The organism is Bradyrhizobium campsiandrae (assembly GCF_014529705.1).
Classification (GTDB): Bacteria; Pseudomonadota; Alphaproteobacteria; order Rhizobiales; family Xanthobacteraceae; genus Bradyrhizobium; species Bradyrhizobium campsiandrae.
In genome coordinates this window covers 1-13,001 of sequence record NZ_JAANIH010000118.1, presented here as the reverse complement: position 1 = coordinate 13,001, position 13,001 = coordinate 1, and the positions used below count along the sequence as shown (strand labels likewise).

The window sequence follows — 13,001 nt, the reverse complement described above, 5'->3', positions numbered from 1 at the left end:
GCTTCGGACTCCTCGCCCGATAGTTCCATCCGTCAGTCTCCTCCTGGCTGCCTCAACAGCCAAGAATCGCAGAGCACAAACCGAGCGGAAACCCATCAATCAAATGGGAGAAAAGCCTCGCTTACGATACGCCGCCACTTCCGACCAAATCAATAGTGGTAGTTCACGCCGATCGTCGCAGCATGGATCGTGTCCTTGAGATGGGCCACGGTGACGCCTTCGGTCGGACTGATCAGCTGGATCGGGCCCTTCGTGCCGAAGTCGTGGTAATTGTATTCGACATTTGCCGACCAGCACGGCGCAAACGCCCATTCCACGCCCGCTCCCAAGGTCCAGCCGGCCCGCATGACGGAGGCGCTTGGATCGACCGCGAAGCCGGTCGTTGGATTGACATAGGCTTCGTCGATCTTCTCGTGAGTCCAGGCGACGCCGCCGCGTCCATAGAACAGCCAGCCCGAGCCATAGGCGTAACCGAAACGCGCGGTGATCGAGGCGAGAAAATCGTTCTTGAGGCCGAACTGCGAGGGCACGGCGAGGTTGCCGAGGGCTGGAAAGACCACGTGGCTCGCGTGCTGGCTCGACAGGCTCGACCATGCGGCCCGGCCTTCGGCGCCGACGACCCAGTTGGATGCGAATTGATGGTCGCAGCCGGCCTGTCCACCGCCGATGAAGCCGCCCGCGCCGAAATCGATCGTGCGACCGGCGCTGCTGGTCGTGCGATCCTCGCTCGCGCCGCCGCCGAGATGTGCTCCGAGATAACAACCGGTCCAGTTGAAGGTGGGCGAAGGCATCGGCGGCAAGGGCCGCGCATAATCAGCCGCAGATGCGGTCGTCCCAGACAACGCAAGGATCGCTATCCCGCAGAAAGGTTTCAACATGTCCCGACACTCCCCATTGCATGTGCGGACATAGTGCACGCGGGGCTGTCGCGGAGGTTGTGTCAGCTTGCCTCTGAGCTCGATGACGCCGCAGATGCTCGGGCACCTCGAGGGCGAGTGCAGCGCATCCTCAAGAAGGCGCGTCAAACAATGCCGGCCGGCTTGGCCGGCCGAGAGCCTAGGATGAGCGGCTTGGTCCAATCGCCAGGCCCAAAATGACTTGGGCTAATTGACGGTGCCGCCGCTCTTGGCCTTGGACGAATGCCTCACCGCGGGCTTGGTTGGCGCGGCCGAGTTCTTCGACCCGTCATCGCCGCGGGCGGCGCCCCAAGGATCAACCGGCTTCTGGTCGGGAACGTTGCTGAGCGAGCGTTGATAGGCGCGCTCGGCCCGACGATCCTCCGCATTCTGCGCCTCCGTCTTCGGCTTGGCCTCTTCGCCGTACTGCTGAATATGGTCCTGCGCCAATGCGGGGCCGGCGATCAGAGCCAGCATGACGGCGGCAGCGATTTTGCGCATCGAAAAACTCCGGGTTGTACGATGAGCGTAACATCGCGCCGATTGTGGCATCAATACCGTGGCGCGTGAGGTGTGGCCGACTGGCCTGCCCGCGTGTCGCAAGTGCTTGAAAAAGCTGGTCGGGGCAGCTGGATTCGAACCAACGACCTGCAGTACCCAAAACTGCCGCGCTACCAGGCTGCGCTATACCCCGAATGTCCGGCGAGCCCCGTCGATACACGCTTCCGGGCGCGCCAGCAAGCTGCCAACGGCCCGGGCGGGCCCGCCCTATTTGGTGCCGAACAGGGGGTGGCCGACCCGATCGCCGGGGCGAATGCCGTATTTCTGCGCCGTGCCCGCGACCACCTCCAGAACGGCCCGGGCGGGTCCCCGCGACGAGATGATCCTGGTCGACAGCGGCTCGGTGTTTTCCGCGATGCGCAGGATCCGGCCATCGGCCCGAATGAAGATCATGTCGAGCGAGACATAGGTGTTCTTCATCCACATCGACACTTCCTGCTCGGGATTGAAGTCGAACAGCATGCCTTTGCCGTCGGCCAATTCCTTGCGGTACATCAGCCCGGTCTGCTTCTCCTCCTCGGTGGTCGCCATCTCCACCGAGAACACCTGCACGCCGTTCTTGGTGACGATCTCGAGCGGCTGGAAGCTGGCGGCGCCAACGGGCGCGCTTGCGACGGTGAAGCCGACAACGACGAGAACGGCGGCAAGCCAAGCCCGGGCAACGGACCAGGCGGTCTTTCGGTCAAAATTCATGGCAGGAAACTCGGCGGGGAGACTGGGAAATGGCGAGCATCGGGATGGGCGGCCTAGGATTGCGACATCCTTACGCGGCCACCCGCATAAAAGCCAGAAGCGCGCTGGGCTGCTCCAGCGCGCTTCTGCTCACGAATCCGGGAATGTGAAGCCGCCAGTGCGACTGGAGGCGTCAGTGCGACTGAAGACCTGGCGAGCCGGTCTCCGGATGGATCTCGGCCGCCATCATGCCCTTGGAGCCGGGCCCGAAGCGGACCAGCACATACTGGCCCGGCCGCAACTCGGTCATGCCGAAGCGACGCAGCGTCTCCATATGCACGAAGATATCAGGGGTGCCCTCGCCGCAGGTCAGGAAGCCGAAGCCGCGCAGCCGGTTGAACCATTTGACCTGGGCCCGTTCGAGCCCGCTGGTCGGGGTCACCGTGACGTGGGTGCGCGGGGGCAGCATCTGCGCGGGGTGGATCGCGGTCGATTCGTCCATCGAGACCACACGGAAGGCCTGGTAGCCCTTGGCGCGCTGGATGCATTCGACGACGATGCGCGCGCCTTCATAGGCGGTCTGGAAACCGTCGCGCCTAAGCACGGTAACGTGCAGGAGCACGTCGGGCCAGCCATTGTCAGGAACGATGAAACCGTAGCCCTTTGAGGCGTCGAACCATTTGATGACGCCATGGACCTCGACGAGGTTGGCGCTCCCCTCACCCAACCCGCTGAAGGGACTGAGCGCGCTGTCACGACCGGCGCCGTGCTCTCCCGACGCGGGAACTCCCAGCTTCTTGGACTCAAATCCGTCCGACGACCCCATAACCCCGGACCCCACAACTGCCATGCAACCCGCCACATCGGCGGTGCTCGAATCACGCGTCTTAAGAGAATGTTCTCAATTGGACGCGACGCGAATCTTTCGACTCAAAAGATAACACTCCCGGTTGCGAGGCATAGACAAAAAAGAGATTCGCCGGAACCTATGAACAGCTTGCACAGGCGCGAATCAAACTGCTGCCTCAATTGCCGACAAACGGCCCGAGTGCTTCGCCGATGTCGTGATGGATGACGAGGTCGGCGATCTCATCCTGCTCAGTCGGTTCGCGATTGATGATCACCAAACGTGCACCCGAATTCTTCGCCATCATCGGAAAGCCCGCCGCGGGCCACACGACGAGCGAGGAACCGATCGCGATGAAGAGATCGCAGGCCTGCGACAGCTCGGTGGCGCGTTGCATTTCATCCTCGGGCATCGCCTGACCGAATGAGATCGTTGCGGTTTTTACCGGCTCGTCGCATTCGGTGCAGTTCGGCGCGGCGCCATCGGCCTCGAACCGGCGCTTCACCCAATCGAGCTGATAGACCTGCCCGCATCCGATGCAGCGCGCGTAAGTGGTATTGCCGTGAAGTTCAATCCCCCGATCGGCCGCGAAACCCGAGGCCTGGTGCAGGTTGTCGATGTTCTGGGTGATGACCGCCGGAATCTTTCCGGCGCGGTGCAGCGCCGCCAGGGCGCGATGGCCGCGGCCGGGCCTCGCGGCGGCGAACACCTCCTCCATCGCGAAACGACGCCGCCAGGATTCGTCGCGTGCCTCTTGGCTCGCGACGAACTCCTCGAACTGGATCGGACGGTTGCGAGTCCAAATTCCGCCGGGCGAGCGGAAATCGGGGATGCCGCATTCGGTCGAGATGCCGGCGCCGGTGAACGGGACGATGGTCTTGGCGCGGGCGATCATGTCGCCGAGCCGTTCGACGCCGCTCTGAAGGTCCGATGCAATCACCCGCCGCCTCCCGATTCAGTTTCGCGCTAGCTGCAACATGTGCAAGCGACAAGATTGTTGACGCTCTTATCCACCATCGCGCAAGTCATGCGCCGTCATTGGGCGGCAATTTTTTCCGACCATCGCTTATCACAATCCTGCAATGCCTCCTCCCCATTGACGCCCCAATCAGAAGCGCCAATGCATGTGTTGACGCGACTCAACGTGATTGCGGCGGCAGCGCTTGAGTTCAGATGTGCAGACATACTCAGGTGTAGTGGGGATTTGACATGACCGAGGACGAACAACGCAAGATCCGCGAACGCGAAGAGATCGCCGCCCGTGTCGCCGCCTTCCGTGCCACGCAGGAAAAATTCAAACGCGAACGCGAAGAATATTTCGTCTCGACGCTCGAGAACGCCCGCAAGGTCGAACGGCCTTCGCTCTGGCCGTAAGAGACCGCGCAGAACCGCGCCCACGAAAAAAGCCCGGAGCATCGCTCCGGGCTTTTCGATTCATCGGCCGCTACCAGTGACGATAGTAGTGGTGATGCCGGTAGTACGGGCCACCATAATAGGCATACGGGCCAGGGCCGTAATCATAATAGGCCGGGCCGCCATAATAGCCGTAACCCGGTCCGTAATAGCCATACGGATGGGACGCGGCGACGGCGCCCGCGGTGATCGCACCGGCGGCGAGACCGAACGCCAAGCCTGGCCCAATGCCGCGTGCCTGCGCCGGTGCCGCAACCGCGGTGACGCCGACGGCAGCGACGGTTGCCAGAACTGCGAGTGTCTTCCTCATGAACTCCTCCTTCGCATCTCGCGGAGACAACGCCGACTGCCCGCGAAGGTTCGCGCCTCGCGGAACCGCGCGACGGGAAAATATCTCACGGCAAGGGGAACATTGTCGGAAGAGGAGGATTGGACCTTGCAAGTGCGGGAGCCGACGCCATCCGGGTCGAGGCGAGCGCACGAAGCCCCGTCAGCATCTCCGCGGTGCTGGCGGGGTTTTCAGTTTCGAACGACAAAAATGGCAGCAGAGATGGATCGCTGCCAACGGGGCGGAGACGAGGAGGAGAGATTGCCGGTATCCGCTTTGCTGGCCCGCATCCGCAGGCTTGTTCCCCAAAACAACTCGGAGCATTACGACGAGATCGTCCGCAATTTCGGTGTCGGCGCGCTGCGCCCGCCGCCAACGCCGATGAGTGACAGCGAGCTCGCCCGTGCCATCGCCGAGTTCCTCAAGCACTCGCCCTCGGCGGAATCGGTCGCGGCGCTGGGCCGGCGGCTCGATCCGACCTCGCCGGTCTGAACGGCGTCCTTTCTCAAGGCATGGAACAAGTGTCGGCCGCGCGCGTTGCCACTTTCCCGTGCGAAGAGACTTGTCATGCCCGCCTGGCTCGAAGTTCTGCTCAACCTGTCCGGCTTTGCCGGCTTCGTCGCGCTGGCGAGGAGCGGCGTCGCCTGCCCGCAGGCCTCCGACGACGACAAGGTTTTCGGCGGCAAGCGTTAGTTCGCCCGCGGCGGCTGGCCCGCGGTGCGCACCAGCCGATCCGCCTTGACCGCGACGCGCACGTCCTCGAGCTGCGGCCGCAGCGAAAAGCTGATCACCACGAAAGCGAGACAGAACAACGTGCCGACGATGGCGACGCGGCGATAGGTCGGGCGATCGCCCTGATAAAATGACGGCTCTAGAAAAGGTGTCATCATCGTTTTTGGCAAAATCGGTTTTCGTGTTGTCTTTGCCAGACACCTATCCCAACGCGCGCCGCATGCAACGCGATTGGGCTTTTAACCTAACCGAATAGGGTTATCGCGACCTGCGCAAGCTTTCGTTAAAGCACGATCCAGAGTGGCTTTCCGCGAAGATCATGCGCAAACAAGTGCTGATCGCGCGGATCGCTTTGTTCCGGCTTCGCCGCCATTTCGTTCTCGAGGAGCGAATCGGAATCAACGAAATCGGTGGGGCGCAAATCCCAAAAAATCGTTCGCACGCAAACGAGCGGCGCGCCGCCGCAGGAACGAACGATCACAACGAACGATCACGTCGTGCGCTGGGACATCGCGTGGGGGCGGCCGCAACGGCAAGACGATCACGCGCGCCTCAGCTGACTCGTTTTGGGACAAGCCCCGAGCCTCGTTTCGGACGGGTCCGACTTGTTCTGCAAACGACTCCATTTCGTTCCCGAAAGAACGAATCGGACTCGCCCCACGAAGGCAGCGCGACTCCTAACGATCGGTGAAGCGAACCGCCCTCGCCTCGCCGGCGCCTTCCGCAGCAACGCTCAGGCCGCCGCACGCTTTCCGCCGCTCTTCTCCGAAAAACATTCCAGGATCTGGATGCGGAGCTCTTCCGCGGCCGGTCCCTCGACCTTCCTGAGCTGGTTCCAGAGCCGGATCACTTCGCGCTGCTTCTCAACGGTCATGAATCACCTTCCAAAGCGGATGACTCACTAGAACAAAATGAGAACAACAAGTCCAGCCCTCCGGCCGGATTTCCTGTGCACGTCGCTGTGAACCTTTTCGGCGCGCCGGAGACCCATCAAGGCTGGGGATTTCAGCGCCCAGTCATATCGCAGCGCCGCCCTGACGAACATACTCCGTCACCGCGGCGCTGTTGCTTTTTGGATTTTCAACCTTAAGTTAGACATCATTGCTGACGGCCAGGCGCTGAAATCCCATCGCCGTCAGCAAGAGAGCCCCGTGCGCAAGCGCGGGGTTTTTCTTTTCGAAACCGATCAGACGGCGTCCTCTATCAGACGGCGTCCTTGGCCACCTTCAGCGGCGAGGCCTTGACCGACTTGCTTGCCGGCTTCGCCGCGAACTGCATCGGCTCCTTGGTGAAGGGATTGACGCCCATGCGGGCTTCGGTGGCGGGCTTGTTGACCACCGACATCTTCACGAAGCCGGGAATAACGAACTCACCGGACTCGTTGAGCTCCTTGTAGCCGACCGTCGCCATGTACTCGATGACCGATTTCACGTCGTTCTTCGCAAGCTGCGTGCCCTCGGCAATCGCATCGATCAATTGAGTCTTGGTCATCTTCGCCATGTCTGGATTTTCCCTCTGAATTGGTTGCGCGCGCTGCGATCGTGCTTTGTCCGGGAAGCGGTAAAACCAGGCGAGCCGCGCGTCTGTTCAGGCCTGCCGGCCCTGAAGCAGCCGGGCTTAGACCCCATCGAGGCCGAAAACGCAAGCAGCAGTTCTACGTGAGTTCCGTCATATTTCCGCCGTGTCCTGCGGTCTGCAGCGGCGACAAATCCGAATTCCGCTGCTCTCCAGCGGAGTTGTCCACACGGGGCGTCACCTCGTCGTGAAACCTGCAATTCGATGGAGCTTGTTCAGACTCTGGTAACCCAACGCCGCCACTCTCCATCCAGTCTCGTTGCGTTGGAGTACCCCGAAAGTGCTGAATTTTGACGAGCTGCGTGAACTCGCAGCCGATGTTCGTGTGTTTGTCGACGTCGCCGAGGACAAGGCCGAGGCGCTCAGAACCGTCATCGCGGCCTATGATGTCGTGCTGGCGATCTTCCCGTCCGGAGACGGCATGGGCATTCATGTCGTCAAGGGCAAGGAGATCCTGGACAAGATCGCAAAGTCGCGCACCCACGCGATCTACAGCCACACGGCGATTGCCGTTCCTGATCTCGAGCACGCCGAAGTGCTGAAATATTTGACAGCGCCTGCCGCGCAGCAGATCGCGGCGTAGGCGACAAGGACCACAGCGGGCGATCGTTGTCCCAACGGTCGCGCTTCACTGCCCCCAGATGGCGAACGCAACGCCGATTGCGAGAATGCCGATGCCGACGATGACGCTCCCGGCCTCGGCAGCGTCGTCCGCACCGAACAGTTTGGCGATGACGTAGCCGACTGCATTCAGGATGAGATCGAAGACGAAGCCGAGCAAGGCGTCGAGCATGGCTGCTCACCCGGCCTTGCCATACTTCATGTCGTGCACGACGTCGCCGATGGCGCCTCCCACGACCAGCGCGGCGAAGACCGGCCATCCTGCAGACGCGACCAGGATCGTCGCGAGATGGGTGTCCCCATCCGGCTGCTTATAGGCATCGACGCCGGCGAAGAAGACCACCGCCACCAGGCAGCTCACAACATATCGTTTGAAGCAGTTCACGGCGAAAGACCTCGTTTCCGGCCATTCGTCGCCGCAAGCGCAGTGCCGGTTCATCTGGAGCCTGGCTTTGTGACGACGGTCACAGCGGCCGGCCATGGCGTGGCGTAGGTCTGCGCTCACAGGTGCAAGGGGAGCCCGCTCCCCGTCGACGGCGGAACGGTCCGCCGCCCGATCTCAACAGGAGCAGACCATGCAGAGCAGTGATCATGCGAATTCGGGAATGATCGAGCTGACGGATGCCGAGCTCGATACCATCGTCGGCGGCAACTGGCTCGGCGATGCCTTCCGTGCCATCGGCAGCGCCATCGTCCATGCGATCGAGTGGGTCGGCGGCGTCATCGCCGGCGGCGTGCAGGGCCCGGGCAATTTGCGCGGGCCCTTCGGTCCGGGGTCGGGACCGGGCCAGCCGCCGTTCTGATGCGATCGTTGCAGACTTCGCCGCGACAGTCGGAGGCCGCCTCATCGGGCGGCCTCGTTCATTCGTGATCCGCATGCGTGGAGGCGCGTCCTCGCGGTCGCACCACCCCTTACATCGGGATTGTCTTACATCGGGATTGTCCTGGCCAACCAGTCGCGCGCGATCTGCCTGTCCTGCGACGTGATCGCGTGTCCGGCGTCGAGGACATGATGCGTCACTGCAGCACCTGAACGCGTCAGTCTCCCGGCCAGCGTGAGACCATCGCCGCGCGAGCGGCGCGTGTCGTTCTGTCCGTCGATGATCAAGACCGGCACCCCGTGCATCCTCGCCGGCAGGTCTTTGGAGAGCGGCGACAGCGGCCGAAACAAGATGGCACCACCGAGCAGGCCCGGTCTGGTCAGGAGCAGCATGGCGGCCATGATCGCCCCATTCGAAAAACCGACCGCAATCGGCGCCGCAAAGCCGTGATGCGAGCGACATGTCTCGATGACGTCTGCCAATATCGAAGCGCGCTCCGTGATGTCGGTCTCATCGACCGTCCGGTCCGGATGTCGATGGAAAAATGCGAAGCCGCCATCACCAGCGACGGTTCCTCGGACGCTAAGGGTCGACGCTTCTGGAGACAGGTCTCCGGCCAAAGGCAGCAGGTCAAGTTCGGTGCCGCCGGTACCGTGCATGAGCAGCAGTGGCGCGCGGACAGGATCGGCGCCCGGCGTAAAGACATGAAAGACCTTGCTCATGCGCCCCCGCGCCTTTTAATAGCCGCAGGCCCTGCGCACGCGGTCCTGATAAGCCTGTCGCACGTTCGGATTGAGTTGCTCCACTTCGGCGCAATCGCTCTCGTAAATCGGATTTTCCCGGGTGCGATTGCCCTTGTCCGCGGCGCTGGGTGGCAGGCCGACGTGTTTGTTGGGACGCCCGTCGACACGCAGGTCGACCGGTCCATTTGGCTGACGCGTGTCGACCTGCCCGAGCGCAGGAGCAGAGCCTGCCATCAGGCAAACCAGGCAAAGCGTGAAGCTGCGCATTTGGATCCTCCCGGGAGCGTCGAACCGATAGGCCGGCTCGGGAAGTTTCGTTCCAATTTGCCCCGGAATTGCGACGCCGCACCGCCGAGGTCAACACAAATCCGTTGGTTGCGTCGGGCGAGGTGACAGCTATCCTGTCCTTGCGGCGCCAGGTGACGACGCCAAGTGACGAATATGACGCACTTGGAGGCGCAGCTCCAGTGCACACCGTGCCAGCGCGCGTCGCAGGACGCCGATGCGGGTGAGGAACGGTTCCAAACGACAATGCGTTGGGAGGACTGGGTCAAAGGGACTGACCGTGATTGCTTTCAACCTGGTCGTACTGATCACCTTCGGCGCGTTCGCGCTCGGCACACTCTGCGGCTATGGCGTGCGCGCGGCGAAATCAGCCCGGCGCCGCGCAAGCGATCGGCGGCGGCGGCTTTGACGGTCCAAGCGTGGGCAAATAGCACCAGACGCAAACTTGCACCGACTTCGCCTCGCACTCGGCAGCAGCACTTGAGTGCGCCCAAACGGCCACGTCAATTCTCTGCTCATTGACGGCCTGCCAGGTGCTGTCGCAGCGGTCGCTGCGGCCGAACAGACGCCTAGGCCCAATCGAGGCCAAGCGGTTCATCGCGGGTCTTTAAGTTGCAGAATGGCCGAGAGATTTTTTCGCCGCTGCTGCCAGGCGCCCTAGGAACGCATGCCCTTTTGCTCGCGTTGCCCACGCACATTCAACCAGGAGTTCTCCATGAAGAAGATCATCGTAGCTGCCGCGGCCCTCATGATGTGCGGCTCCGCTCTCGCGCAGAACTCGACCGGCCCTGCTCCGCAGTCCAACAACATGGACAAGCCCGGCATGGAAAAAAACATGGGCAAGGGCTCGATGAACAAGGGCACGACCGGCATGTCCACGGGCGGAATGACCAGGCCCGACGCGTCCGGTCAGGGCGGCGCAGGTCCCGGCAGCGACCAGGGCGGCACAAGGACCAGGACCGACATGAAGTAAGCCAACCTCCTGCAGCTTGCTTCCGACCGCGCTGCCGTCGTCCCGGGCAGCGCGGTCCCTTTCGTGAGAGACGCTGCGTCTCGGTAATTCCCTCGCTGGATCTGCTGCAGCTTGCTCTCTCGTTACGCTTACGCTTTGATAGCCTCCTTTTTCAGGGAGGCAATTTTGACTGCATATTTCGTTGTTCAAGTCACCATCAGCGACCAGGCACAGTATCAAAAGTACCGGGAAGCCGTCGTTCCTCTCATGGCAAAGTTCGGCGGGAAGCTGCTCGCGCGCGGCGCGAAGGTCGATGTTCTCGAAGGCGAGCACGACACGCGCCCCGTGGTCATGTTCGAATTTCCATCCATGGAGGCCATCCACGCCTGGTGGAATTCGCCTGACTACGTGCCGGTCAAGAAGCTGCGGGACGGCATCGCCACGATCAACGCATGGGCTTTTCCAGGCAGCTAGTCGGAAGGTTGAGCGCTCAGTGCGTAGGATGGGTTGAGCTCTTGCGAAACCCATCTCTTCTCGATCACGGCTCTCCGTAAGCCTGACATGACGCCTGGTAACGACAGCTTCCGCTCAGTCAGAGCAAGCGTCGTTCTCAGGCCGCGGCCTTGATATCTTGACGGCGGTAGGCCACGGGAGCGCCAGATCGATGTCGGTGGCGCGAACGATCTCTCGCAAGCCCAAGTCTAGCTTGGGCCTAGGCTTGCGAGGGAGAGCGCTAGATATCGAACGATCTGGCCACGCTGGTTGCAAGTACTTTTTGCCCTTCAGGGCCGCACGAATTGATGAGGCCATTCCAGAATGCCTGAAAGGCCGCCGTCTCCGCATTCTTCATTCCACCGGCGACGCCAGCGATATCCTCGTCCGACAAGGGCTTGGCTTGGTTGGAAGATAATCTTTGGGCTTTCGTGCTCATGTTCAACTCCTTAAAACGAGAATAGCCGCCCGTTCAAATGAATAGGATGCTGGCATGGCGTACGCAGTGACAGACGTCACACACTTTCGTCGGCGAGATTGACCGCTGCGACGGCAAGCCATCTCTTGGCTGGAGCAGATTATGGTGACAGTGCACTAAGCTCTACACATCATCGCCGTGCGGCTGCCTAACAGACAGTGATTGAGTGCACTGTCACCGTAATTTTGTTGCATCGTTTGGGCTATGCTCGTCCATCGAACTCCCCTTCATGATTACGATGACAATGCACTAAATGTACACTTGCAGCGGCTTCGAATAGTGCTCGGCCAGAGCAATTGAGTGCACAGCAATTCCCAAGAACAAGGGTGACACCGAAGAACAAGGGTGACACCGGCTAGATCCTGTCTCGGAACATCCGCATCATCAGTTGGTGCGCCTTCCCCGTTTCGGCCCTGAGGTCGTCTAGGTCAGAGAAGTGGATCTTGCGCTTGAGGCTACTGCGCGAGATATGGCTTGCGCCGCCGATGGTCCACAGGGCGTGCGCAACGATAAGCCGGTTCTGGGAATTGAGGGTTAGGCAGTCCTTGAAGAAGGCCTCAACCGCTTTCTTACGCTTCTTGCTTACTCGCTTCTTTGCCAGCATCGATTCGCGGCTGACTACGCAAAGCATTGCGAAATCGTAGGGGCCAATCACGATGTCCGCCATGCTGTCTTTGAGCCCGAGCACGCGGGCCAACCTAGCGCGGATCGTAAACTCTAGCTGGGAGAATTCAAAGATGAAGGCGCCGATCGCTTCATTCGTCTGGCGTTGCTCTTCCTCCAGCTTCGCTGCGGCAATCCTGCGCTTATCGTCGTTCACAGATATCTCCCCAATGCTCTGGCCAGGGTCACGACTGTACCGACCCCGACAGCCACGCCGGGTACCAGCGCCATCATAATAATCATGAAGCCGAGCGGACGCCCGAAGGCATCGACGACTCCCCCACAGTGGGCAAGCACATGTGCCGCCCCCAGAGGAAACGGCGACCTGCTCAGCTCCCTTTTATCAGCCTTCCCATCTTCCATCGACATCGACCTACCTCCAGGTCCCTACCAACGATCGCTCGATTTCCCACCATAGGCGCCGGTTCAGCAACGCACCGTCCGAGGCTAGGGGCTACCAACAACCGTCAACCGCAACAACGCACCACGCCGATATGCTCGTTGTTGACGCTACAAGTCGCAACGCCCCCTCTTAAGAGTAGCCTGCTAAAAGATTTCGGAGGCCGCGACCGCATATTCATGCAATAAATCAGATGCTTATGTGCGGATTCGTGCTCTCGACTGACGATCGTAGTGCCAGCGCTTCATCCATCTGTTCCGAAATCGCGTGCTCCGTTGCCAACCGCGAAGACGTGCCGCTGACCGGCGCTAGATCGCTCGCACGTCACGCTTAGCCAGGCCCGCCACGACAGTTTCCGAGAATACGAAGCGCGCAGCTACTCGAGGCAACGTACAATCTCGCGCCGTAGCCTGAAGCGCCAGAGACCCACCTCTGCCCTAGACGACCTCAGGGCCGAAACGGCGACGGAGACCACACTGCTGATGCGGATGTCCAGCGCCCAGACCTAGCCCCGCCACTCCT

At 61.4% G+C, this 13,001-nt stretch carries 24 protein-coding genes and 1 tRNA gene; 8 read left to right on the top strand and 17 right to left on the bottom strand.

Going from position 1 to position 13,001, the window contains the following annotated elements:
* Nucleotides 1-149 precede the first annotated feature (149 nt).
* The 6 genes from G8O24_RS41595 to G8O24_RS41570 all read right to left on the bottom strand — a co-directional run bounded on the left by G8O24_RS41595 (nucleotide 150) and on the right by G8O24_RS41570 (nucleotide 3,916).
* Nucleotides 150-878, bottom strand: coding sequence for an outer membrane protein (locus G8O24_RS41595; RefSeq protein WP_188108273.1), 729 nt, complete (start codon nucleotides 876-878; stop codon nucleotides 150-152).
* 225 nt (nucleotides 879-1,103) lie between these two features.
* A complete protein-coding gene (locus G8O24_RS41590; protein WP_188108272.1) occupies nucleotides 1,104-1,397 on the bottom strand; it encodes a hypothetical protein in 294 nt (97 codons plus the stop codon).
* Nucleotides 1,398-1,513: 116 nt separating this feature from the next.
* Nucleotides 1,514-1,590 (bottom strand) — tRNA-Pro (locus G8O24_RS41585).
* A 74-nt stretch (nucleotides 1,591-1,664) separates the two neighbouring features.
* Complete coding sequence (locus tag G8O24_RS41580) at nucleotides 1,665-2,150, bottom strand: DUF192 domain-containing protein (RefSeq protein WP_188108271.1); 486 nt, start codon at nucleotides 2,148-2,150, stop codon at nucleotides 1,665-1,667.
* 172 nt (nucleotides 2,151-2,322) lie between these two features.
* Nucleotides 2,323-2,955, bottom strand: a complete 633-nt coding sequence (locus G8O24_RS41575) for a cold-shock protein (RefSeq protein ID WP_188108274.1) — start codon at nucleotides 2,953-2,955, stop codon at nucleotides 2,323-2,325.
* 199 nt (nucleotides 2,956-3,154) lie between these two features.
* On the bottom strand, nucleotides 3,155-3,916 hold the full coding sequence (locus G8O24_RS41570) for an SIR2 family NAD-dependent protein deacylase (protein ID WP_188108270.1): 762 nt from the start codon (nucleotides 3,914-3,916) through the stop codon (nucleotides 3,155-3,157).
* A 269-nt stretch (nucleotides 3,917-4,185) separates the two neighbouring features.
* Here G8O24_RS41570 and G8O24_RS41565 point away from each other — a divergent pair, with 269 nt between their 5' ends.
* Nucleotides 4,186-4,350 (top strand): hypothetical protein, encoded by a 165-nt coding sequence (locus tag G8O24_RS41565; RefSeq protein ID WP_164933808.1) that lies wholly within the window; start codon nucleotides 4,186-4,188, stop codon nucleotides 4,348-4,350.
* Nucleotides 4,351-4,420: 70 nt separating this feature from the next.
* Here the strand turns inward: G8O24_RS41565 and G8O24_RS41560 are convergent, their stop codons facing one another.
* Nucleotides 4,421-4,699 (bottom strand): hypothetical protein, encoded by a 279-nt coding sequence (locus G8O24_RS41560; RefSeq protein WP_188108269.1) that lies wholly within the window; start codon nucleotides 4,697-4,699, stop codon nucleotides 4,421-4,423.
* 279 nt (nucleotides 4,700-4,978) lie between these two features.
* On the opposite strand from G8O24_RS41560, the gene G8O24_RS41555 reads away from it, so the two are divergent.
* Both G8O24_RS41555 and G8O24_RS45310 read left to right on the top strand, forming a co-directional pair.
* A complete protein-coding gene (locus tag G8O24_RS41555; RefSeq protein WP_188108268.1) occupies nucleotides 4,979-5,209 on the top strand; it encodes a hypothetical protein in 231 nt (76 codons plus the stop codon).
* A gap of 75 nt (nucleotides 5,210-5,284) precedes the next feature.
* Nucleotides 5,285-5,410: a hypothetical protein gene (locus G8O24_RS45310; protein WP_283815658.1), complete on the top strand. Its 126-nt coding sequence runs from the start codon at nucleotides 5,285-5,287 to the stop codon at nucleotides 5,408-5,410.
* Here the strand turns inward: G8O24_RS45310 and G8O24_RS41550 are convergent.
* The 4 genes from G8O24_RS41550 to G8O24_RS41535 all read right to left on the bottom strand — a co-directional run bounded on the left by G8O24_RS41550 (nucleotide 5,407) and on the right by G8O24_RS41535 (nucleotide 6,949).
* A complete protein-coding gene (locus tag G8O24_RS41550) occupies nucleotides 5,407-5,604 on the bottom strand; it encodes a hypothetical protein (RefSeq protein ID WP_188108267.1) in 198 nt (65 codons plus the stop codon). The genes G8O24_RS45310 and G8O24_RS41550 overlap by 4 nt on opposite strands.
* A gap of 128 nt (nucleotides 5,605-5,732) precedes the next feature.
* On the bottom strand, nucleotides 5,733-5,930 hold the full coding sequence (locus tag G8O24_RS41545) for a hypothetical protein (RefSeq protein ID WP_188108266.1): 198 nt from the start codon (nucleotides 5,928-5,930) through the stop codon (nucleotides 5,733-5,735).
* A gap of 252 nt (nucleotides 5,931-6,182) precedes the next feature.
* Nucleotides 6,183-6,323, bottom strand: a complete 141-nt coding sequence (locus G8O24_RS41540) for a hypothetical protein (protein ID WP_188108265.1) — start codon at nucleotides 6,321-6,323, stop codon at nucleotides 6,183-6,185.
* Between the two features lie 329 nt (nucleotides 6,324-6,652).
* A complete protein-coding gene (locus G8O24_RS41535; protein ID WP_027542683.1) occupies nucleotides 6,653-6,949 on the bottom strand; it encodes an HU family DNA-binding protein in 297 nt (98 codons plus the stop codon).
* A 355-nt stretch (nucleotides 6,950-7,304) separates the two neighbouring features.
* On the opposite strand from G8O24_RS41535, the gene G8O24_RS41530 reads away from it, so the two are divergent.
* The gene (locus tag G8O24_RS41530) at nucleotides 7,305-7,607 is read left to right on the top strand and encodes a hypothetical protein (RefSeq protein WP_188108264.1); all 303 of its coding nucleotides are present in this window, start codon (nucleotides 7,305-7,307) and stop codon (nucleotides 7,605-7,607) included.
* Between the two features lie 45 nt (nucleotides 7,608-7,652).
* Here the strand turns inward: G8O24_RS41530 and G8O24_RS41525 are convergent, their stop codons facing one another.
* Both G8O24_RS41525 and G8O24_RS41520 read right to left on the bottom strand, forming a co-directional pair.
* Nucleotides 7,653-7,817: a hypothetical protein gene (locus tag G8O24_RS41525; RefSeq protein ID WP_188108263.1), complete on the bottom strand. Its 165-nt coding sequence runs from the start codon at nucleotides 7,815-7,817 to the stop codon at nucleotides 7,653-7,655.
* Between the two features lie 6 nt (nucleotides 7,818-7,823).
* Nucleotides 7,824-8,030: a hypothetical protein gene (locus G8O24_RS41520; protein ID WP_188108262.1), complete on the bottom strand. Its 207-nt coding sequence runs from the start codon at nucleotides 8,028-8,030 to the stop codon at nucleotides 7,824-7,826.
* A 190-nt stretch (nucleotides 8,031-8,220) separates the two neighbouring features.
* Here G8O24_RS41520 and G8O24_RS41515 point away from each other — a divergent pair, with 190 nt between their 5' ends.
* Complete coding sequence (locus G8O24_RS41515; protein WP_188108261.1) at nucleotides 8,221-8,448, top strand: hypothetical protein; 228 nt, start codon at nucleotides 8,221-8,223, stop codon at nucleotides 8,446-8,448.
* A gap of 125 nt (nucleotides 8,449-8,573) precedes the next feature.
* Here the strand turns inward: G8O24_RS41515 and G8O24_RS41510 are convergent, their stop codons facing one another.
* Complete coding sequence (locus tag G8O24_RS41510) at nucleotides 8,574-9,188, bottom strand: alpha/beta hydrolase (protein ID WP_188108260.1); 615 nt, start codon at nucleotides 9,186-9,188, stop codon at nucleotides 8,574-8,576.
* Between the two features lie 15 nt (nucleotides 9,189-9,203).
* Entirely contained in the window at nucleotides 9,204-9,476 is a 273-nt protein-coding gene (locus G8O24_RS41505; protein WP_188108259.1) for a hypothetical protein, read from the bottom strand.
* 298 nt (nucleotides 9,477-9,774) lie between these two features.
* On the opposite strand from G8O24_RS41505, the gene G8O24_RS45305 reads away from it, so the two are divergent.
* From G8O24_RS45305 to G8O24_RS41495, 3 genes are all read left to right on the top strand, one after another.
* Nucleotides 9,775-9,903, top strand: a complete 129-nt coding sequence (locus tag G8O24_RS45305; protein WP_283815657.1) for a hypothetical protein — start codon at nucleotides 9,775-9,777, stop codon at nucleotides 9,901-9,903.
* A 306-nt stretch (nucleotides 9,904-10,209) separates the two neighbouring features.
* Nucleotides 10,210-10,467, top strand: a complete 258-nt coding sequence (locus tag G8O24_RS41500) for a hypothetical protein (protein WP_188108258.1) — start codon at nucleotides 10,210-10,212, stop codon at nucleotides 10,465-10,467.
* Between the two features lie 165 nt (nucleotides 10,468-10,632).
* Complete coding sequence (locus G8O24_RS41495; protein ID WP_188108257.1) at nucleotides 10,633-10,920, top strand: DUF1330 domain-containing protein; 288 nt, start codon at nucleotides 10,633-10,635, stop codon at nucleotides 10,918-10,920.
* A 259-nt stretch (nucleotides 10,921-11,179) separates the two neighbouring features.
* Here the strand turns inward: G8O24_RS41495 and G8O24_RS41490 are convergent, their stop codons facing one another.
* Together G8O24_RS41490 and G8O24_RS41485 are read right to left on the bottom strand one after the other, a co-directional pair.
* Entirely contained in the window at nucleotides 11,180-11,377 is a 198-nt protein-coding gene (locus G8O24_RS41490) for a hypothetical protein (protein WP_188108256.1), read from the bottom strand.
* A gap of 394 nt (nucleotides 11,378-11,771) precedes the next feature.
* Complete coding sequence (locus G8O24_RS41485; RefSeq protein WP_188108255.1) at nucleotides 11,772-12,236, bottom strand: hypothetical protein; 465 nt, start codon at nucleotides 12,234-12,236, stop codon at nucleotides 11,772-11,774.
* Between the last annotated feature and the right edge of the window lie 765 nt (nucleotides 12,237-13,001).